The sequence below is a fragment of the Paracoccus bogoriensis genome (assembly GCF_019431455.1).
GTDB classification, from domain to species: Bacteria; Pseudomonadota; Alphaproteobacteria; order Rhodobacterales; family Rhodobacteraceae; genus Paracoccus; species Paracoccus bogoriensis.
Window position 1 is genome coordinate 20213 of sequence record NZ_JAHYSR010000014.1, and the last position, 21253, is coordinate 41465.

The following is a 21253-nucleotide window of genomic DNA, read 5'->3' on the forward strand; positions in this document are numbered from 1 at the left end:
GGGCCGGGCAATCGTCCGGCTCCTTCCGCTTTTGCCCTTCGCCACCGGGGCATCGCCTGAATGTGGGTTCGACAAGCGCAGGGCGGCAGCGCCCCCTTTCTTCGGCGGCCTGGCTGCGCTATGGCCCGCCTATCCCAGCACAGGAGCCGCAGATGAAAGCCGCTGTCGTCACTTTCCCCGGATCGAATTGCGACCGCGACCTGGCGGTTGCGCTGAAGCAGGCGGGCGCCGATGTGCAGCGCGTCTGGCACAAGGACACCAGTCTGCCCCAAGGGCTGGATCTGGTCGCGGTTCCGGGTGGTTTTTCCTATGGCGACTATCTGCGTTGCGGAGCCATCGCGGCGCATTCGCCCATTGCCCCCGCCCTGCGCGCCCATGCCGAACGGGGCGGCTATATGCTGGGCATCTGCAACGGCTTTCAGGTTCTGACCGAACTCGGCCTGCTGCCCGGCGCGCTGATGCGCAATGCGGGACTGACCTTCCTGTGCAAACCCGCCACCCTGCGGGTCGAGACCGCTGACAACGTCTTTACCGCCGGGTATCGGACCGGCCAGCAGATCAGCGTGCCGGTCGCCCATCATGACGGCAATTATCAGATCGACGCCGAAGGGTTGACCGCGTTGCGCGATCAGGACCGCATCGCCTTCACCTATGCGCCGGCCATCAATGGCTCGGTCGCGGATATCGCGGGCGTGTTGTCGGCCAATCGCCGTGTTCTCGGCATGATGCCCCATCCCGAACGCGCAGCCGATCCGGCCCTGGGTGGCACGGATGGCGCGGCCCTGTTCGCAGGGCTGGTCGGGCGCCTCGCGCTGGCTTGAGGCCGGCGCCGCGCCCTGCGGCTTGAGCGCGGGGCGGGTTGGTCGTAGATTGCGACAATTCTACCGCACCGCGACAAGGCTGGCGCGGTATGCGTGATCGGATGGACCGGCGCTTGGAGATTGGCGAAGATATCGAGGGCGACAGCTCTGACTTGCGCAACGGGCGGCGCTGGTCGGCGCTGTGGCTGCGCGCGGGGCTCGTGCTGCTGCTGGCGGCGGCGGGCGCCTCGATCTGGTTTACCAATGCCTGGCTGACCGAGCGCTTCTCGGAGACCACCCGCGTCCGGTCGGAACTGCGTCTGGCGCTGTATAGCGGCAACCTGATGTCGGAATTGCAGCGCAATTCCGTCGTGCCGCTGCTGCTGGCGCGCGATCCGGCGCTGATCGGGGCGCTGACGGGCAACGATTTCTCGACCACATCGGCGCGGCTGATGACCGCGCAAAAGGAAATCGGCGCGGCCTCGATCCGGCTTCTGGACGGGTCGGGCAGGGTGGTCGGCTCGACCGACCGCTACCAGATCGGCGCCAACATGTCCGCCGCCCCCTATTTCGTCGAGGCGCTGCGGTCGCGCGATACGGTCTTCACCGTCTCGGAACAGGCATCGGGCGCCTATGATTTCAGCTATTCCCGCGCGGTCGTGGCCGATGGGCGCACGCTTGGCGTGATCGTGGTCGGCGCCGATCTGACGCGGCTGGAACGGTCCTGGGCGGGGATCTCGGACGCCGTTGCGGTGACCGACAGCGAAGGTCACATCATCCTGACAACCGAACCGCGCTGGCGCGGCCTGACCCTGTCCGAGGCGCTGGCGGTCAGGTCCGCGCCCTCGGCCATCCAGCGGGCCTTTCAGGTGACGGCCGACTGGACCAGCCAGCCCGCCGACGCCTATCTGCTGGGCCGCGCCGTGATGCGGTCCGAGGCGCGGGTGCCCTTTCGCGGCTGGCGGATGATCAGCTTCACCGCCTATTCCTCGGTGCGCGAGCGCGTGAACGCGATCCTTGCCTTGCAGATCATGGGCTTTGCGATCCTGCTGGCGGGCGCCTTCTGGATGCTGTCGCGGCGCGCGCGGCTGCAATCGCAAGCCTATATGCGCGAATCGGCCGATCTGCGTGCCCTGAACGCTCGCCTGACCCGCGAGATCGCCGAACGCGAGCGCGTGCAGAAGGAACTGCGCGTGGCTGAACAGACCATGCAGCAATCTTCGAAACTGGCGGCTCTGGGCGAGATGTCGGCGGGCGTCAGCCACGAGCTGAACCAGCCTCTGGCGGCGATGAAGACCTATCTGGCGGGCGCGCGGCTCTTGTTGCAGCGGGGCCGCCCCGAGGAAGCCCTGTCCAGTTTCCAGCGCATCGACGACCTGATCGACCGGATGGGCGCGATCACGCGGCAGTTGAAATCCTATGCCCGCAAGGGCGGCGAGGCCTTCGAGCCGGTGGATCTGCGTGCCGCGCTGAGCAGCGCGCTGACCATGATGGAGCCGCAGCTTCGCACCCGCCCCATCCGCATCATCCGCAACGTCCCGCGCGAGCGGGTGATGGTGCTGGCCGACCGCATCCGGCTGGAACAGGTGCTGATCAACCTGCTTCGCAATGCCGTCGATGCGTTGCGCGACCGGCGCGACGCGCGAATCGAGATCAGCGTCGAGGCCGGCGCTCACGCCTATGTGTCGGTGCGCGATAACGGACCGGGTGTTTCTGACCTGGAAAAACTGTTTGAACCCTTCTGGACGACCAAGCAACCGGGCGAGGGGACCGGCCTGGGCCTTGCGATATCCTCCTCGATCGTGGCGGATTTCGGGGGTCGGCTGACCGCGCATAATGAAACCGGAGGCGGCGCGGTGTTCCGCGTCGAGTTGCCGCTATATGGGCCGGACCGATCCCGGCAACCGCTGGCGGCGGAATAGAGCAGGAAGAGAGGATCGCAGATGTCCCGCAAGCTGAAGATCGCCATCGTGGATGACGAACCGGACATGCGCGAATCGATCAGCCAATGGCTGGTCCTGTCGGGCTTCGACACCGAGACCTTCGCCAGCGCCGAAGATGCGCTGAAGGTGATCGGCCCCGACTGGCCCGGCGTCGTGGTCAGCGACATCCGTATGCCCGGCATGGACGGTATGGCCTTCCTGAAGCGGCTGATGGGCCTGGACAGCAGCCTGCCCGTCATCATGATCACCGGCCATGGCGACGTGCCCATGGCGGTCGAGGCCATGCGCATCGGCGCGATGGATTTCATGGAGAAGCCCTTCAACCCCGACCGCATGACGCAACTGGCCAAGAAGGCCACGCAGATGCGGCGCATGACGCTGGACAACCGCGCCCTGCGCCGTGACCTGTCCGAGGGCCAGCAGGTCATGTCCAAGCTGATCGGCACCAGCCCCGTGATGGAGCGCCTGCGCGAGGACATCCTGGATCTGGGCCAGGCCGACGGCCATGTCATGATCGACGGCGAGACCGGCACCGGCAAGACACTGGTGGCACACGCCCTGCACGCGGTCGGCCCGCGCGCCTCGAAGAAGTTCGTGCCGATTTCCTGCGCGGCCTATGACGACGAGACGCTGGCCGCGCGGCTGTTCGGCCCGCTCGATGACGGGCTGCCCGCCGTCGAAGAGGCGCGGGGCGGCACGCTGTGCCTCGAGGATGTCGAGGCGCTGTCCGAGCCCTTGCAGGCGCGGCTTCTGGCCTTCATCAGCGATCAGGGCACGCCCGCCGAGACGCGGATCATCGCCATTTCGAATGCGCGGGGCGAGGGGCGCCGGGCCGAGGATTCGCTGCGTCCGGACCTGTTCTACCGCCTCTCCGCGCTGAAGATCACGCTGCCCCCGCTGCGCGCGCGGGGCGAGGACATCCTGCTTCTCTTCACCCGCATGACCGAGCAGTTCAGCGAGGAATACGGCTGCGAGCCCCCGCAGGTCGGCGCGCAGGAGGCCGCCCAGCTTCTGCAGGCGCCCTGGCCGGGCAATATCCGCCAGCTCATCAATGTGGCGGAACGTGCCGTGCTGCAGAACCGGCGGGGGTCCGGCTCGATCGCATCGCTTCTGATGGCGGATGGCGACGAGACGCCCGAGGCGACCACGACAGAAGGCAAGCCGCTCAAGGAATATGTCGAGAGCTTCGAGAAGATGCTGATCGACAACACGATGCGCCGCCACAAGGGCAGCATTGCCGCCGTGATGGAGGAATTGTGCCTGCCACGCCGGACGCTGAACGAGAAAATGGCGAAATACGGGCTGCAACGCAGCGATTATCTGTAGCCGGGACGGAGGCCTCATGATACATTCCTGCGGACGAATGTATCGTGGAGGATGACCATGACCTGCAATGTCGGCGGTTTGGACCGCATCCTGCGTCTGGTTCTGGGGCTGGCCTTGCTGGCCGGCTTTGTGCTGAACAGCGGGGCCGAGCTGCGTTGGCTCTATCTGCTGGGCATCGTGCCTCTGGCGACCGGAGTGGTGCGGTTCTGCCCGCTCTACACGCTTTTGGGTATCAACACCTGCACGCCGCGCGCCGGTCGCTGACGCTCGGACCGGGGCGAAGGGATGGCCCTGGGGCCGGCGGTCTTGCCATGGACGAACACGCCCTGTAACCGGCAATCCGCAGCAGGAGTCCGCCCATGAGCGCAGCGAACGACAAGACGCCCCATCCCCGCACCCAGGCGGTCCATCACGGCAGCCGGCGCAGCCAGTATGGCGAGATGGCCGAGGCGATCTTTCTGACCCAGGGCTTCGTCTATGACAGCGCCGAAGCCGCCGAGGCGCGTTTCCACCACGCGGGACCGGACGAATTCATCTATGCCCGCTATGGCAATCCCACCAGCCGCATGTTCGAGGACCGGATCGCCGCGCTGGAAGGGACCGAGGACGCCTTTGCCACGGCCAGCGGCATGGCCGCGGTCAACGGTGCGTTGTTCGCCATGTGCAAGCCCGGCGATCACGTCGTCGCCGCGCGGGCGCTGTTCGGATCCTGCCTTTACGTGCTGGAGCTTCTTGCAAGGTTCGGGGTCGAGGTCAGTTATGTCGATGGCACCGATCTGGAACAGTGGCGCACCGCGATCCGTCCCGGTACGCGGGCGGTGTTCTTTGAAACCGTCTCGAATCCCACGCTTGAGGTGATCGACCTGCGTGCCGTGGCCGATCTGGCCCATGCAGCAGGGGCGACGGTCGTCGTGGACAACGTCTTTGCCACGCCCGTCTTTTCGCGTGCGGTCGAGCAGGGCGCCGATGTCGTCGTCTATTCCGCGACCAAGCATATGGATGGCGGTGGGCGCGCGCTGGCTGGGGTGATCTGCGGCACACGGCATTTCGTGCGCGAGGTGGTCGAGCCTTATCTGAAGCATACGGGTGGCGCGATCAGCCCCTTTCACGCCTGGATCATGCTGAACGGGTTGCAAACGATGGACCTGCGCGTGCGCGCCCAGGCCGAAAGCGCGGCTGCGGTGGCGGCGGCGCTGCATGGCCATCCGCGGCTGAGCCGGGTGATCTATCCGGGCCTGCCTGACCATCCCCAGCATCAGCTTGCCATGGCGCAGATGGGGTCTGGCGGCACGATGATCGCCTTCGAGGTCGCGGGTGGCAAGGATGCCGCCTTTGCTGTGCTGAACCGGTTGCGGATCATCCGCATCTCGAACAATCTGGGCGATGCGAAATCCATTGCCACGCATCCGGCGACGACGACGCATCAGCGCCTGTCGGATGCCGACAAGGCTCATCTGGGCATCACGCCCGGCCTTGTGCGCCTGTCCGTGGGATTGGAGGATGCCCGCGACCTGATCGACGATCTGGTGCAGGCGCTTGGCTGAGTGCATCATCATGTCGCGCGCTCACATGACATTGTTTCGTGCGACAGCCCTTATCAACGGCCGCGGTTGATCTATATCAACCCGAGAAAGCCGGAGGCACCATGACCGAGATCCGTCCCCTGACCCCCGCCTATCCTGCCCTTGCCCGCCAATATGACGACGGTTTCACTGTCGATCAGGCCTACAAGGACAGCCTGCCCGACCTGCAGAACGGCCCGGCCAGCCTGATCGTGGGCGCCCATGCGCCCATCCAGCATGTCGGGATCTCGAACTTCCGGCTGCCGATCCGCTATCTGACACGCCCCGATGCGGGCGGTGCCGGGGGCGAGATCACGCTGGAGACCAGCGTCACCGGCAGCGTCAGCCTGGAGGCCGACCGCAAGGGCATCAACATGTCCCGGATCATGCGGTCCTTCTATGGCCATTCCGAAACGCTGTTCAGCCTGTCGGTGCTGGAAGCCGCGCTGGAGACCTACAAGGCCGATCTGGACGCGCTGGATGCCCGCATCCAGATGAAGTTCTCGTATCCGATGAAGGTGGACAGCCTGCGCTCGGGCCTGTCGGGCTGGCAGTATTACGACGTCGCGCTGGAAGTGGTCGAGCAGAACGGCCAGCGCCTGCGCAACATGCATCTGGATTACGTCTATTCCTCGACCTGTCCCTGTTCGCTGGAATTGTCCGAACACGCGCGTCAGGTGCGCGGAAGGCTTGCCACGCCGCATTCGCAGCGCTCGATCGCGCGGATCTCGCTGGTGATGGCGGGGCCCGAGCGGCTGTGGATTGAGGATGTGGTCGAATTGTGCCGCCGCGCCGTGCCGACCGAGACGCAGGTCATGGTCAAGCGCGAGGACGAGCAGGCCTTTGCCGAACTGAACGCCGCGCATCCGATCTTTGTCGAGGATGCCGTGCGCGCCTTTGCGGGGCAGTTGATGACCGACAGCCGCGTGGGCGATTTCCGTGTCGTGGCGAGCCATCAGGAATCGCTGCATTCGCATGACGCGGTCAGCTTGCTGACGCGGGGGCCGACCTTTGCCCAGGTCTCGCTGGATCCGATGACCTTCGCGGGCCTGCGCACCTGATTGCGTCCCGCGACGGCGGGGGGCCAGCCCCCCGCACCCCCCGCCGGGGGCGCTTCGCCCCCCGGACCCCCTGACGCACCCTCCGTCGTGGGGACGGTTTTAGAACACAAAAGGAACATCAGGCTTTCCTTGACGGGGCTGCGCGCTTATGGTGGCCAAATGGAGCATCTGGACGATTCCGACGATCTGGCGGCTATGCCGCTGTCGCGCCGTGCCATCGCGGCGCGGCCTGCCCCCTATCTGGCGGGACTGAACGCCTCGCAACGGGCGGCGGTCGAGGCGCTGGACGGGCCGGTCCTGATGCTGGCAGGGGCGGGGACGGGCAAGACCCGCGCGCTGACCACGCGGATTGCGCATCTGCTGATGATCGGCCGCGCCCGGCCTTCGCAGGTGCTGGCCGTGACCTTTACCAACAAGGCCGCGCGCGAGATGAAGGACCGCATTGCCCGGCTTCTGGGGCAGGCGGTCGAGGGGATGCCTTGGCTTGGCACCTTTCACAGCATCAGCGTCAAGATCCTGCGCCGCCATGCCGAACTGATCGGCAACGGGCGCGTGCATCTGAGGCCCTCGTTCACGATCCTCGATACGGACGATCAGATTCGCTTGCTGAAGCAGTTGATCGCGGCCGAGAACATCGACGAAAAGCGCTGGCCCGCCCGGCAATTGGCGCACCTGATCGACGGCTGGAAAAACCGTTGCCTGACGCCCGCCAGCCTGCCGCGCGGCGAGGGGGAGGCGTTCGATGGGCAGGGCGGCATCCTTTACGCTGCCTACCAGGAACGCCTGTTGACCCTGAACGCCGTGGATTTCGGCGATCTGCTGATGCATTGCGTGACGCTGTTCCAGGCCCATCCCGACGTGCTGCGCCAGTGGCAGGAGCGGTTCCGCTATATCCTGGTGGACGAATATCAGGACACCAACATCGCGCAATACATGTGGCTGCGGCTGTTGGCGCAGGGCCATCGCAACATCTGCTGCGTGGGCGATGACGACCAGTCGATCTATGGCTGGCGCGGTGCCGAGGTCGGCAACATCCTGCGCTTCGAGAAGGATTTTCCGGGCGCCGAGGTGATCCGGCTGGAACAGAACTATCGCTCGACCCCGCAGATCCTGGGGGCGGCCTCGGGGCTGATCGCGGCCAACCGGGGGCGGCTTGGCAAGACGCTGTGGACCGATGCCGAACCGGGCGAGAAGGTGCGCCTGATCGGCCATTGGGACAGCGAGGCCGAGGCGCGCTGGATCGGGGACGAGATCGAGGCCTTTCAGGGCGGGCACCGCGCTGCTTTTGGTCGGGTCAGTCTGAACGACATTGCGATCCTTGTCCGCGCCAGCCACCAGATGCGGGCCTTCGAGGATCGCTTCATGACGATCGGACTGCCCTATCGTGTCATCGGCGGCCCCCGCTTCTACGAACGGCAGGAAATCCGCGACGCCATGGCCTATTTCCGGCTGGCGGTCAGCCCCGAGGACGATCTGGCCTTCGAGCGGGTGGTGAACACGCCCAAGCGCGGGCTGGGCGACAAGGCGGTGCAGACGATCCAGCGGCTGGCGCGCGAGCACGGCCTGTCCTTGCTGGCGGCGGCGAAGCTGGCCGTGGACGAGGGGCATCTGGGCGGCAAGGGCGGTGCCAATCTGCGCGATTTCGTGGGTCTGATGGGGCGGTCGCATATGGCCGTGCGCGACGGGGCCGGCCATGTCGAACTGGCCGAGCGGATTCTGGACGAATCCGGCTATACCGCGATGTGGCAGAACGACAAGTCGCCCGATGCGCCGGGGCGTCTGGACCACCTCAAGGAACTGGTGAAGGCGCTGGAGGAGTTCGAGAACCTTCAGGGCTTTCTGGAGCATGTCGCGCTGGTCATGGACCGCGACGAGGGCGATCAGGTCGAGCAGGTGAGCATCATGACCCTGCACGCAGCCAAGGGGCTGGAATTCCCCATTGTCTTTCTGCCGGGATGGGAGGAAGGACTGTTTCCCAACCAGCGCGCCATGGATGAGCAGGGCACCCGAGGGCTGGAGGAGGAACGGCGGCTGGCCTATGTCGGAATTACCCGAGCCGAGCGGCTTGCGACGATCAGCTTTGCGGGCAACCGGCGGATGTATGGGCAATGGCAAAGCGCGATGCCCTCGCGCTTTGTCGATGAATTGCCCCGGGACCATGTCGAGGTGCTGACGCCGCCCGGCCTCTATGGCGGCGGCTACGGCGCGGCGATGGCATCGGCGGGCGGCGCGCAGATGCATGACCGTGCGGCCAGGGCCGATGTTTACAATTCTCCAGGCTGGAAGCGGATGCAGGCCCGCGCCTCCGAACGCCAGTCGCCTGTGGGCCGCGTTCCGGTCACGATCGACGCAACGCCTGCGGCCCGTTTTTCGGTTGGCGACATGGTGGTCCATGCCCGATTTGGCGAGGGCCGGATCATGGGCATCGCCGAGGATACGCTGACCGTTCAGTTCGACGCGGGGTTGAAGAACGTCAAGGCGTCCTATGTTCAGCCCGCAGGCGGGGACGACGTGCCGTTCTGAGCCTTTCGCGCCGGGTCGGTGATGCGCCTCAGACTGGCCGCCAGACCGCGCGGTTTGCTGCGGGCGCGGCGCAGGGCTGCGGCATATTCAGCGGGAATGTCCATTGTCGGGTGGTCTTTGGCCAGCCGCAGCAGACGAAAATGGACCTGCGCCACACGCTCGTAGTAGTTGATAAAGGCGTAGTTGATCGCGGCGCCCGTCGCCGCCCCCAGGACCGGCACCGCCTGCGCCCCCAGCTTGCTTGTCAGCTTCGAGGCAAAACCGCTGGCAAAGCGCGAGATCAGCGCCGAGACCGCCTGACCGTTGGTCAGGACGCGGTTGGCAAGGAACGACTTGGCGGCGGCGTCGCCCGTCTCGCCGGGTTCGCCGTATTGAAAGACCGACAGACATTCCAGCCGCACCTGCGGGTCGGTCGTGTCGAAACCGTGCTGGCGCGCGACCTTCTGGATCGCATTGAAGATCACCGTGGTCGAGGCGATCAGGTCCGGCACGATCCCCGCCAGCCCGAACCAGCCCCCCGTCGCGCCCGAAATCACCGCCGCCGCACGGTTGGCGATCAGCGGCGCGTCGCGGACAACGCTGATCCGCTCGGTCCGGCCCGAGAGGTCGTAAAGCTGGGTGAAGGCGCTTTCCAGCACCTTTTCCAGTGCGATGGGTGACAGGCCGAGTGCCGTGGTCGCGGCGCCTTCGGTCAGGCGGCCCACGGCCTCGACCCCGCGCATCAGCAGGCCACGGCTTTGCAATTGCAATGCGGCCAACCGGTCCAGTTCGGCTTGCAGCGGCGCCTTGGGGTCGATGGGCAGGGTCATGGTCGCTCCTGTGCGGATGACGTTGATGTGGGAAGCCGGACCGGCGCGGTCAATCGGCCCATTCGGGGTCCGTGGTAAAGGCGATGGTCAGCCAGCGGTCGGGGCTTTCGCCGCCGATCGCCTCGCCGATCTCGTCGCGGATGGCGTCCCATTCCTCCAATGTGCGGGCGGGGGCTCCGGCGGGGACGATGAAGAACAACTCGATCTGACGACCCCGCCCGACACGGGCGACATAGGCGCGGTAGTCCACGAAACCGTGCCGGGCGACGGTCTCGGCGGCGACCTTGTCGATCTGCGCTTTCATCTCGGGCGGCGTGATCAGCAGGATATCGGACAGAGCGCGCCGGATGTCGGGGATCGGCAGGGGCAGCAGCACCAGACAGACCAGCGCCAGAATCGCGGGGTCCACATAGGGCGACAGCGGTTCCAGCGTCGTTCCCTGGATCAGCCAGCCGAAGACGAAAGCCGCCAGAAGCGCCCCGCTCAGCCCCGCCGACATGGTCCAGCCCTTCACATCCAACGCGACGAAGCCTGATCTGATACGCCGGTTCGCGCGCCGGTTGCGGATCGCCATGGCGATCGCCACGATCAGCACAAGCGAGGCGTAAATCATTGCCTGCCCGAAATCCAGATCGCGGCCGCCGCTCAGCAGGCTGTTCACCGCCGTCACCAGCGCATAGAGCGCCGCCCCCGTCAGCAACACGCCATTGACGCCCAGCACGATGGGTTCCAGATGCCAGAACCCCATCGTGAACCGGTGCGCCAGCCAAGCCTGCCGGCGCTCGGCCATGGTCGCGGTAATCAGCATCGACACGACCAGCGCAACCGTGGTCATGCTGGCGTCGATCAGCGAATAGATCCCGTCGAAGATGATCGAGGACGCCCCGCTGGCCAGTCCGAATCCGATCCCGATCAGGGCCAGCAGGAATGTCATGGCGATGGAAAAGCGCAGGATGCTCTGTTCGGTCGGATAGGGGCGGGTCATGGTCATCCTTTCCGGTTGCTTTGGCGCCGAACGCCTTCAGGCCGCGGGCGGTTGCCGAGGCTTCTGGCGAGGAGGCCGAGAGGTCGCATTTCGCCACGATCTGCCGCAACGCGTGTTGAGCGGGGGCGCAGCCCTGGACATTCTGCCCCAAGTCACAGCAGGAGTTGCCATGCCCTCTGACGCGCCCCGCTCCGGTCGTTATTCCGTCTTTGCCATCGCCCGCGAGGCTCTGCGTCAGCACAGCGGCTGGAAGCGCGCCTGGGCCAGCCCCGAGCCCCGGGGGCGTTACAAGGTGATCGTCATCGGTGCGGGCGGGCATGGTCTGGCAACGGCCTATTATCTTGGCCGGAATTTCGGCATCACCGATGTCGCGGTGCTGGAAAAGGGCTGGCTGGGCGGCGGCAATACAGGCCGGAACACGACGATCATCCGGTCGAATTATCTGCAAGATCCCTCGGCTGCGCTTTATGAAAAGGCGCGCAGCCTTTACGAGACACTCAGCCAGGAGCTGAACTACAACATCATGTTCAGCCCGCGCGGACTGATCATGCTGGCCCAGACGGAACACGAGGTCCGCGGCTATCGCCGGACGGTCCATGCCAACAACCTGCAGGGCGTCGCGACCGAGTGGATCGAGCCGGCGCGCGTCAAGGAGCTGGTGCCGATCATCAATCTTGACGGCCCGCGCTACCCGGTCCTGGGGGGGCTTTACCAGGCGCGGGGCGGCACGGCGCGGCACGACGCGGTTGCCTGGGGCTACGCTCGCGCTTGCAGCGACATGGGTATGCACATCATCCAGAATTGCGAGGTCATCGGGATCGAGACCGAGTGCGGCCAGGTCCGCGCCGTCAATACCTCGAAGGGTCGGATCGGCTGCGAGAAACTGGCCATCGTCGTGGCCGGCCATTCCAGCCAGTTGGCCGAGATGGCGGGCTTCCGCCTGCCCATCGAAAGCGTCGCGCTGCAGGCGCTGGTGTCCGAGCCCATCAAGCCCTGCATGGATGTCGTCGTGATGGCGAACACGGTTCATGGCTACATGTCGCAATCCGACAAGGGAGAGATGGTGATCGGTGGCGGCACCGATGGCTTCAACAACTTCACGCAGCGCGGGTCATGGCACCATGTCGAGGAAACCGTCCGCGCCCTGATCGAGACCTTCCCGATGATCTCGCGGCTCAAGATGCTACGGCAATGGGGCGGGATCGTTGACATGACGGGCGACCGTTCGCCGATCCTGTCGGCCACCCCGGTGGGCGGGATCTTCGTCAATTGCGGTTGGGGCACCGGCGGGTTCAAGGCGATCCCCGGGTCGGGCTGGGCCATGGCGGAACTGATTGCCAAGGGCACGCCCGGCCCTCTGGCCGCCGAATTCGGGCTGAACCGTTTCCGCGAGGGGCGTTTCATCGACGAATCCGTGGCCGCGGGCGTTGCGCATTGACGGGGCGCGGTGACGTGGCGGAGCCTTGCTGATGGCGTTTTTCACGGGAACTTTCAACGGCTATGCGGCCTTGATAGGTCGATCGACTGACCGAAGGGGACCATCATGGCTGATCGCAACAACAACGCGCTTTATTTCATCATTGGCGGCATTGTCGTCGTCGTTGCACTGCTGTTTTTCTTCATGTCCGGCCGCGACACTGGCACCGGGACGGTTGACACGACCTCGCCTGCAGCGACGACGGCACCTGCGGCGGATCCGGCCGCGCCCGGCGGTGACACTGTCATCATCGACGCCTCTCCTGATGCCGCGCCCGCAGACGGCACGCCGGGCGCAGGTGTCGAGTCCGCGCCCGCAGGCGATCCTGCGGCCGCGCCCGCCCCGGCGAACTGACGCAGCCCTGCAAGACAGAAGGGTGCCTTCGGGCGCCCGGCCGCAACATGCTTCCATGCGTCCCGGGTGGTTCCGCCATCCGGGCGCTTTCACATGCCTGCCCTCCAGCCGATCAAGGACGCGCCCATGCTGATTCTGACCTGCCCCTATTGCGGCGTCCAAGCCGAGGAAACCGAGCTTCATCCAGGCGGCGAAGCGCATCTGAAGCGCGTCGGCCCGGATGGCAGCGACGAGGATTTCGAGGCCTATCTGTTCGCGCGCAAGAATCCCAAGGGCGTGCATTTCGAACGCTGGCGCCACGCCTATGGCTGCGGCAAGTGGTTTCTGGCCGCGCGCTGCACCGCCAGCCTTCAGGTCTTCGGCACCTACAAGGCCCAGAACCCCTATCCACCCGCCGAGATCGTCGATGCGATCCGCGCCCACCGCCCCGATTGGCAACCCGACTGGACAGTCCAGCACGCCCAAGCCGAAAGCCCCGCCGAATGACCCGCACGCCTCCGTTCCGCCTGGCCCAGGGCGGCCGCCTGATCGACCGCGCCTTCCAGCTTCCGTTCCGTTTCGATGGCCGCCATCTGCGCGGGGTGGCCGGCGACACGCTGGCTTCGGCCCTGCTGGCCAACGGCCAGATGCTGATGGGCCGTTCCTTCAAGTATCACCGCCCGCGCGGCCCCATCGCCTCGGGCGCCGAGGAACCCAACGCGCTGCTGTCGCTGGGGCAGGGTGGCCGATTCGAGCCGAACCAGCGCGCGACCACGACGCCCCTTGTTGCCGGCATGGTGACACGCAGCCAGAATTGCTGGCCCAGCCTGGATAACGACCTGATGGCGGTGAATGACTGGCTGTCGCCGCTGTTTCCGGCGGGTTTCTACTACAAGACCTTCATCCATCCGCGCCCCTTCTGGAAGCACCTGTTCGAGCCGGTGATCCGGCGCAGCGCGGGGCTTGGCGCCGCCCCGACCGACGCCGATCCCGACCGTTACGAACAGGCCTATGCCTTCGCCGATCTGGTCGTCGTGGGCGGCGGCATCGCTGGCCTGACGGCCGCGCGCGATGCGGCGGCTTCCGGCCAGCGGGTGATCGTTCTGGAACAGGCCCCGCATTGGGGTGGGCGCACGCCGACCGACCATCCGGGCGGTCAGGCCGCGATCGACGCGCTGCTGGCCGACTTGTCGGGCCGCGCGAACGTCACCCTGCGGCGCAACACGATGGCCACAGGGCTTTACGACCATGGCTACCTGATCGCGCGCGAGGCCATCGCCGATCACGACCCGAATGCGGGGCTGCCGCGCCAACGCCTGTGGCGCATCCGGGCGGGCCATGTGGTCACCGCAACCGGCGCGCTGGAACGGCCGCTGTCCTTTGCCTGCAACGACGTGCCCGGCGTGATGCTGGCCAGCGCGGTGCGCGACTTCATCATCGATTACGGCGTCGCGCCGGGCCAGAGCATCCTTGTCGTCACCAACAATGACGACGCCTACCGCACCGCCCTGGCGGCCCGCGCGGCGGGCCTTGACGTGCCCGCGATCATCGACGCGCGCCCTCTGGCCGACGGTGCCCTGCCGCAGGCGGCACGTGCGGCGGGCATCCGCGTGCTGACCGGCACCGGCATCGCCAAGGTCAAGGGCGGCAAGCATGTCGAGGCCGCCGCCCTCTGCGACCAGTCCGGCGATGGCCGCGTGCTGGAAACCATCGCCTGCGACGTGATCGCCATGTCGGGCGGCTGGTCGCCGGTCGTGCATCTGTGGTCCCATTGCGGCGGCAAGCTGCTCTGGGACGATCAGGCCGCGATGTTCCGTCCCGATCCCGACCGCCCGCCTCTGGGCGCGGACGGCAAGGGCAACGTCACCGTCACGGGCGCGGCCAATGGCGATCTGGCCTGCGCGGGCGGTCTGGAACAGCCCGAGGGCGCGACCATGCCCGTCTGGGTCATGCCCGCCCGCGCGCCCTACAGGCTGCGCGCCAAGATGTGGCTGGATTTCCAGAACGACGTGAAGGTCAGCGATGTCGAGCTGGCCGCGCGCGAAGGCTATGCCTCGGTCGAACATACCAAGCGCTACACCACGCTGGGCATGGCGACGGATCAGGGCAAGGTCAGCAACATCAACGGTCTGGCGATCCTGTCGGCAGCGCTGGACCAGCCGATCCCGCAGACCGGCACCACGACCTTCCGCCCGCCCTATACGCCACTGACGCTTGCCACCATCGCCGCCGAGGCCAGGGGAGAGGCCTTCCAGCCCCTGCGCAAGACCCCGATCCACGGCTGGCACGAGACCCACGGCGCCAGCTTCGAACCCGTGGGCCAGTGGCGCCGCCCCTATTGCTATCCGCAGGGCGCCGAGGATCGCCACGCCGCCGTCAACCGTGAGATCCTGGCCGTGCGCGGCGGGGTCGGCACGCTGGACGCCTCGACGCTTGGCAAGATCCTCGTCAAGGGCCCGGATGCCGGGCGTTTCCTGGACATGCTCTACACGAACATGATGTCCACATTGCCGGTCGGCAAATGCCGCTATGGCCTGATGTGCAACGAAAACGGCTTCCTGATGGATGACGGTGTCGTCGCGCGCCTGTCCGAGGATAGCTGGCTCTGCCACACGACCACCGGTGGGGCCGAGCGCATCCACGGCCATATGGAGGATTGGCTGCAATGCGAATGGTGGGATTGGAAGGTCTATACCGCAAACCTGACCGAGCAATTCGCCCAGATTGCGGTGGCAGGCCCCAAGGCCCGCGCGCTGCTGGAACGGCTGCCCGGCACAATCGACCTTGCCGCGCTGCCTTTCATGCATTGGGCCGAAGGTGAACTGGCCGGCATCCCCGCCTGCATCTTCCGCATCAGCTTCTCGGGGGAGCTCAGCTACGAAATCGCCGTTCCGGCCGGGCGCGGGCTTGAATTGTGGCAGATCCTGCACCGCGAAGGGCGTGATCTCGGCATCACGGCCTACGGGACCGAGGCGATGCATGTGATGCGTGCCGAAAAGGGCTTCATCATGATCGGGGACGAGACTGACGGCACCATCATCCCGCAGGATCTGGGGCTTGACTGGGCAATCTCGAAGAAGAAGCCCGACTATATCGGCAAACGCGCGCAACAGAGGCCGCACATGACCGATGCCAACCGCTGGAAACTGGTCGGCATCGAAAGCCTGTCGAACAAGGTCATCCCCGATGGCGCCCATGCCGTGGCTCCGGGCAGGAACGCCAACGGCCAGCGCAATGTGCAGGGCCGCATCACCTCCAGCTATCATTCCCCGACGCTGGGCAAGCCGATCGCGATGGCGCTGGTCCGGCATGGGCCTTCGCGCATGGGTGAGGTGCTGGATTTCCCGATGCCTTCGGGCGATGTGATGCAGGGCCGCATCTGCGATCCGGTCTTCTATGACAAGGAAGGGAGCCGCCTGAATGGCTGAGATCCTCGCACAGGTCGCCCGTATCGAGGGGCTGGCCATGATCACGATCCGCGCCGATCTTACCCGCGCGGGCGACGCCCTGGCCGAGGCCACGGGCCTTCCCATCCCCGGCCCGACCGGCATTACCACGGACGGTGTGCGCAGCCTGGGATGGATGTCGCCTGATGAGCTTCTGCTGATCCTGCCGCAGGCGGACAAGGCCCAGGCCATGCAAAGCCTCGACCAGGCGCTGACGGGCGAACATGCGCTGGTGGCGGACATGTCGGATGCCCGTGCGGTTTTCGATGTCACCGGCCCCCGTGCCGATGACGTGATCGCCAAGCTGGCCCCCGTCGATCTGCCCCGCCTTGCGCCCGGCACGCTGCGCCGCAGCCGCGCCGCGCAGACGGCCGCCGCCTTCTGGCGCATCCCCGGCGGACTCAGGGTGATCGGCTTCCGCTCCACGGCCGATTACCTCGGCCTCATCCTCTCCGAGGCGGCGCGACCCGGCACCGGCCTTGCACCCCGCTAGGATGTGCCTTGGATCAAATATCCTCGGGGGGTGTAATTGGCCGCAGGCCAGGAGGGGGGCGGAAAGCTCTCTCGACCGCTTGCCACAAGGAACTCTGGCCGGTTCTCGGCGTTGAGCCGGGCCGATGCGGGCCACCCCCTTGCCTTGGCCTCGTCAATGCGGGACTGTGCGCCCGGCAACGATTCCAACCCCTTGAAAGGACCGGATCATGGCATTCACGCTTCCCGATCTTCCCTATTCCCACGACGCGCTGGCCGAAGGCGGCATGTCGCGCGAGACGCTGGAATTCCACCATGACAAGCATCACAAGGCCTATGTGGACAAGCTGAACGAGCTGGTCCAGGGCACCGAATGGGAAGGCAAGTCGCTCGAGGACATCGTCAAGGGCACCTATCAGCCCGGCGCGGTTGCGCAGAACGGCATCTTCAACAATGCCAGCCAGCACTGGAACCATACCCAGTTCTGGGAAATGATGACGCCGAAGCCCGGTGCCATGCCGTCGGAACTGGAAGCCGCGATCAAGGACAGCTTCGGTTCGGTCGAGGACTTCAAGAAGAAGTTCACCGAGGCCGGCGTCGGTCAGTTCGGTTCGGGCTGGGCCTGGCTGGTCAAGGACAGCGATGGCGGGCTGAAGATCACCAAGACCGAAAACGGCGTGAACCCGCTCTGCTTCGGCCAGACCGCGCTGCTGGGCTGCGACGTGTGGGAACACAGCTATTACATCGACTTCCGCAATGCACGGCCGAAATACCTGGAGAACTTCCTCGACAGGCTGGTGAACTGGGAAAACGTGGCCTCGCGCCTCTGAATTCCCACGTGCGACACGCAAGGTCCGCCTTTCAGGGGCGGGCCTTTCTCATGGTGCAGATGTCGGGCGGACAAGCGATCGTCATGGCGCGGGCATCCTGCGGCATTGGCATTTCGCCTGCACGCGGTATAAGACGGCCTGAAAACCGAGATTTCCCGCACGAAGGCGGCCATGGCCAACCAGAACGACAGCTTCATCGACGAGGTCACCGAGGAACTGCGCCGCGACCGGCTTTACGGCGTCTTTCGCCGTTATGGCTGGATCGGCATCGTCGTCATCCTGCTGATCGTGGGCGGCGCGGGCTGGCGCGAATACAGCCGCGCGCAGGAACGCAGCAGTGCCGAAGCCTGGGGCAACGCGATCCTTGCCGCCGAGGATAGCGGCGACCCTGCCGCCCTGCTGGCCGTCGATCCCGCGGGCCGGGAAGGGCGCGCAACGCTTGCGCGCCTGCTGGCGGCCTCGGCCCAGGTCGAGGCGGGCGACCGCGAGGGTGCCATCGCCACGCTGCGCGAGACTTCGGCCGAGGGCGGGGCGCTGTCGGAACTGGCGCAGCTGAAGCTGGTGATGCTGGCCGGGCCCGAGATGGATGCCTCGGAACGCGACGCGATGCTGACCCATCTGTCGCGCGCGGGTGCGCCGTTCGAGTTGCTGGCGCTGGAGCAGAAAGCCGTGGCCCTGATCGGGGCGGAGCGGATCGAGGATGCGCTGACCCTGATCCGGCAGATTCAGCAGAAGGACGGTCTTACCGAAGCCTTGCGCCGCCGCCTGTCCGAGATGATGATCGCCCTTGGCAGCGAAGCCGAGCCGCAGCTTGCCATGCCTTCGGGCGTCGTGAACTGAGCCGCGCCGCCGCCCGACATCCAAGGAAGGGAGAGCCCGAGGCATGAGCCCCAATCTGCGATATTCCGTGCTGCTGCTGACGGGTCTGTCCCTGGCGGCCTGCGGCGACCGCGACGTGATCCTGCAGGGCGAAAGGCTTGACCCGCTGGCCGTGATCTCGGCCGACGGGCCTGCCTATGACGGGCCGGCGGGCGTTACCACGACTGCGCTGAACCTGGCTGCGCCATCGGTCAATGCCGAATGGACGCATCGAGCGGGCAATGCGGCCCATCAGCCGGGCCATGTGGCGCTGGGGCAGGGGACCAGCCGCATCTGGTCGGCGCCGGTCGGCCAGGGCGATACCCGCCGCCATCGCATCGTGGCCGATCCGATCGTCGGCGGCGGGCTGATCTATACGCTGGACAGCCGCGCGGGCGTCACCGCGACCGCCTTGAATGGCGGCCGGGTCTGGACGACCGATGTTACCCCCGCGCTTGAGGCGCGCGACAGCGCCTCGGGCGGGGGTTTGGCCTATGAGGCCGGGCGCGTCTATGTCACCACGGGCTTTGGCGAACTTGTCGCGCTGGATGCCGCCTCGGGCGGGATTCTCTGGCGCCAGCGCGTCGGTGCACCCATCGGCGGCGGCCCTGCGGTTCAGAATGGTGTGGTCTATGTCGTTGCCCGCAACAATGTCGGCTGGGCCGTGCGCGCTGCGGATGGCCGCGTGCTGTGGCAGACCGGCGGCACGCAATCGGGGTCGGGCGTCATGGGCGTCTCGGTTCCTGCCGTGCAGGGCGGGCAGGTGATCTTTCCGCTCTCATCGGGCGAATTGCTGGCCGTGGACCGCGACAGCGGCGTGACGAACTGGAACACCCAGGTCGCGGGCACCCGTCCGGGCCGCAGCATCGCCGTGATCCGCGACATGACCGGCGATCCGGTCATCCAGGGCGGCCGCGTCTATGCGGGCACCTCGGCAGGCCGCATCCAGGCGGTCGATCTGGCCACGGGTCTGACCGAATGGTCCGCGCGCGATGGGGCCAACAGCCCGGTCGTGGTGGCTGGCGGGTCGGTCTTTGCCGTCAATGACCAAGCCGAACTGATCCGTCTGGACGCCGCGACCGGCGGCGTGATCTGGCGCCGCGCCATGCCCTATTACACAACCGAAAGGGTGCGCCGTCAGGACCGCATTCACGCCCATTATGGCCCGATCCTTGCGGGGGGACGCCTGTTCGTCGCCTCCAGCGACGGGCTTCTGCGCATCTTCGACCCGGCTTCGGGCACGTTGGTCGCGCAGGCCGAGATCCCCGGCGGAGCCGCCGCCGCACCGGTCGTTGCCGGTCAAACCCTGTATGTCGTTGCGCGCAACGGCCAGTTGCATGCGTTCAGATGAGCTTCACACTTGCCATCGTCGGCCGGCCCAATGTCGGCAAGTCCACCCTGTTCAACCGGCTTGTCGGCAAGCGTCTGGCGCTGGTTGATGATCAGCCCGGCGTCACGCGCGACCTGCGCGAGGGCGCGGCCCGGCTGGGTGATCTGCGGTTCGTCGTGATCGACAGCGCCGGTCTGGAAATGGCCGAGGATGACAGCCTGCAGGGCCGGATGCGGCGCCTGACCGAACGCGCTGTGGACGAGGCCGACATCTGCCTGTTCGTGATCGACGCGCGGGTTGGCGTGACTGCGGCCGACGAATATTTTGCCGACATCCTGCGCCGCCGCGCCAGGCATGTCATTCTGGCCGCCAACAAGGCCGAGGGCCGCGCCGGCGAATCCGGTGCGCTGGAGGCCTACAGCCTGGGCCTGGGTGAGCCGCTGCGCATCTCGGCCGAACATGGTGAGGGGATGGACGATCTTTATGCCGCGCTGGCGCCGCTGGCCGACCGGATCGAGGCCGAGCGTCCCGCGCCCATTGCCGCTCAAACGGATGTGGACCTGTCCGAAGCCGATGCCGAAACCGGCGAGGGCGCGGATGATTGGCGCCCTTCTGCGCAGCGTCCGCTGCAATTGGCGGTGATCGGCCGGCCCAATGCGGGCAAATCCACGCTGATCAACAAGATCCTGGGCGAGGATCGCCTGCTGACCGGTCCCGAGGCCGGGATCACCCGCGATTCGATCAGCGTCACGACCGAATTCATGGGCACGCCCATGCGGATCTTCGACACGGCCGGGATGCGCAAGCGCGCCAAGGTCACGGACAAGGTGGAAAAGCTTTCCGTGGCCGACGGTCTGCGCGCCGTGCGCTTTGCCGAGGTGGTCGTCGTCCTGCTGGACGTGAACATCCCGTTCGAGCAGCAAGACCTGCGGATCGCCGATTACGCCGAGACCGAGGGCCGCGCCGTCGTCATTGCCGCGAACAAGTGGGATCTGGAGGAGGACAAGCCCCAGAAGCTGAACGAGCTGCGCGCCAGTTTCGAGCGCCTGCTGCCGCAGCTGAAGGGCGCGCCGCTTGTCACCGTCTCGGCCCGGACAGGCAAGGGGCTCGACCGGCTGCACGCAGCAGTGCTGAAGGCACACGAGGTCTGGAACCGCCGCATCTCGACCGCGCGGCTGAACCAGTGGCTGAGCGTGATGACCGAAAGCCACCCGCCCCCCGCGCCGGGCGGGCGCCGGATCCGGCTGCGCTACATCACGCAGGTGAAGACGCGGCCGCCGGCCTTCATCGTCAAGGCCACGCATGTGGACCAGATCCCCGAAAGCTACCAGCGCTATCTGATCAACGGCCTGCGCGCGGATTTCGACCTGCCGGGAACGCCGATCCGGCTGACCTTTCGCGATCAGGGGGTCAACAACCCCTACAAGGCCAAGGCCGCCAAGATCAACCAGTCGGGCGCGCTGTCCAAGCACAAGAATCGCCAGCGCCCCAAGGGCTGA

18 protein-coding genes are annotated in these 21253 nt (G+C 66.4%); 16 read left to right on the forward strand and 2 right to left on the reverse strand.

The genetic code is table 11. The features are described from left to right. The first annotated feature begins 152 nt into the window (after positions 1–152). The 7 genes from purQ to KY389_RS08585 all read left to right on the forward strand — a co-directional run bounded on the left by purQ (position 153) and on the right by KY389_RS08585 (position 9215). Positions 153–821, forward strand: a complete 669-nt coding sequence (gene purQ / locus KY389_RS08555) for a phosphoribosylformylglycinamidine synthase subunit PurQ (protein WP_219830483.1) — start codon at positions 153–155, stop codon at positions 819–821. A gap of 119 nt (positions 822–940) precedes the next feature. Beyond that, the gene (locus tag KY389_RS08560) at positions 941–2722 is read left to right on the forward strand and encodes a sensor histidine kinase (protein WP_425517164.1); all 1782 of its coding nucleotides are present in this window, start codon (positions 941–943) and stop codon (positions 2720–2722) included. Between the two features lie 21 nt (positions 2723–2743). Further along, positions 2744–4069 (forward strand): sigma-54-dependent transcriptional regulator, encoded by a 1326-nt coding sequence (locus KY389_RS08565; RefSeq protein WP_219830484.1) that lies wholly within the window; start codon positions 2744–2746, stop codon positions 4067–4069. A 57-nt stretch (positions 4070–4126) separates the two neighbouring features. Next, entirely contained in the window at positions 4127–4333 is a 207-nt protein-coding gene (locus KY389_RS08570; RefSeq protein WP_219830485.1) for a YgaP family membrane protein, read from the forward strand. A 95-nt stretch (positions 4334–4428) separates the two neighbouring features. After that, positions 4429–5613 (forward strand): O-succinylhomoserine sulfhydrylase, encoded by a 1185-nt coding sequence (gene metZ, locus KY389_RS08575; RefSeq protein ID WP_219830486.1) that lies wholly within the window; start codon positions 4429–4431, stop codon positions 5611–5613. A gap of 101 nt (positions 5614–5714) precedes the next feature. Next, positions 5715–6692 carry a GTP cyclohydrolase FolE2 gene (folE2, locus tag KY389_RS08580; protein ID WP_219830487.1) on the forward strand — a complete coding sequence of 326 codons (978 nt, stop codon included), beginning with the start codon at positions 5715–5717 and terminating at the stop codon, positions 6690–6692. 159 nt (positions 6693–6851) lie between these two features. Continuing rightward, complete coding sequence (locus tag KY389_RS08585; protein WP_219830488.1) at positions 6852–9215, forward strand: ATP-dependent helicase; 2364 nt, start codon at positions 6852–6854, stop codon at positions 9213–9215. Here KY389_RS08585 and KY389_RS08590 read toward each other — a convergent pair. Together KY389_RS08590 and KY389_RS08595 are read right to left on the reverse strand one after the other, a co-directional pair. Beyond that, positions 9182–10024: an EcsC family protein gene (locus KY389_RS08590; protein ID WP_219830489.1), complete on the reverse strand. Its 843-nt coding sequence runs from the start codon at positions 10022–10024 to the stop codon at positions 9182–9184. The genes KY389_RS08585 and KY389_RS08590 overlap by 34 nt on opposite strands. Before the next feature lie 49 nt (positions 10025–10073). Further along, positions 10074–11009, reverse strand: coding sequence for a cation diffusion facilitator family transporter (locus tag KY389_RS08595; RefSeq protein ID WP_219830490.1), 936 nt, complete (start codon positions 11007–11009; stop codon positions 10074–10076). A gap of 169 nt (positions 11010–11178) precedes the next feature. On the opposite strand from KY389_RS08595, the gene KY389_RS08600 reads away from it, so the two are divergent. The 9 genes from KY389_RS08600 to der all read left to right on the forward strand — a co-directional run bounded on the left by KY389_RS08600 (position 11179) and on the right by der (position 21253). Then, positions 11179–12447: a sarcosine oxidase subunit beta family protein gene (locus KY389_RS08600; protein ID WP_219830491.1), complete on the forward strand. Its 1269-nt coding sequence runs from the start codon at positions 11179–11181 to the stop codon at positions 12445–12447. Positions 12448–12552: 105 nt separating this feature from the next. Continuing rightward, positions 12553–12840 (forward strand): hypothetical protein, encoded by a 288-nt coding sequence (locus tag KY389_RS08605; protein WP_219830492.1) that lies wholly within the window; start codon positions 12553–12555, stop codon positions 12838–12840. Positions 12841–12966: 126 nt separating this feature from the next. Next, a complete protein-coding gene (locus KY389_RS08610) occupies positions 12967–13326 on the forward strand; it encodes a sarcosine oxidase subunit delta (RefSeq protein WP_219830493.1) in 360 nt (119 codons plus the stop codon). Then, positions 13323–16247: a sarcosine oxidase subunit alpha family protein gene (locus tag KY389_RS08615; RefSeq protein WP_219830494.1), complete on the forward strand. Its 2925-nt coding sequence runs from the start codon at positions 13323–13325 to the stop codon at positions 16245–16247. Before KY389_RS08610 ends, KY389_RS08615 begins: the two co-directional genes overlap by 4 nt. After that, the gene (locus KY389_RS08620; RefSeq protein WP_219830495.1) at positions 16240–16758 is read left to right on the forward strand and encodes a sarcosine oxidase subunit gamma; all 519 of its coding nucleotides are present in this window, start codon (positions 16240–16242) and stop codon (positions 16756–16758) included. The genes KY389_RS08615 and KY389_RS08620 overlap by 8 nt, the downstream gene beginning before the upstream one ends. A gap of 208 nt (positions 16759–16966) precedes the next feature. Beyond that, the gene (locus tag KY389_RS08625) at positions 16967–17566 is read left to right on the forward strand and encodes a superoxide dismutase (protein ID WP_219830496.1); all 600 of its coding nucleotides are present in this window, start codon (positions 16967–16969) and stop codon (positions 17564–17566) included. A 171-nt stretch (positions 17567–17737) separates the two neighbouring features. Next, positions 17738–18406, forward strand: a complete 669-nt coding sequence (locus KY389_RS08630; protein WP_219830497.1) for a tetratricopeptide repeat protein — start codon at positions 17738–17740, stop codon at positions 18404–18406. A gap of 43 nt (positions 18407–18449) precedes the next feature. Beyond that, positions 18450–19775: an outer membrane protein assembly factor BamB family protein gene (locus KY389_RS08635; protein WP_219830498.1), complete on the forward strand. Its 1326-nt coding sequence runs from the start codon at positions 18450–18452 to the stop codon at positions 19773–19775. After that, positions 19772–21253 carry a ribosome biogenesis GTPase Der gene (gene der, locus KY389_RS08640; protein ID WP_219830499.1) on the forward strand — a complete coding sequence of 494 codons (1482 nt, stop codon included), beginning with the start codon at positions 19772–19774 and terminating at the stop codon, positions 21251–21253. Before KY389_RS08635 ends, der begins: the two co-directional genes overlap by 4 nt.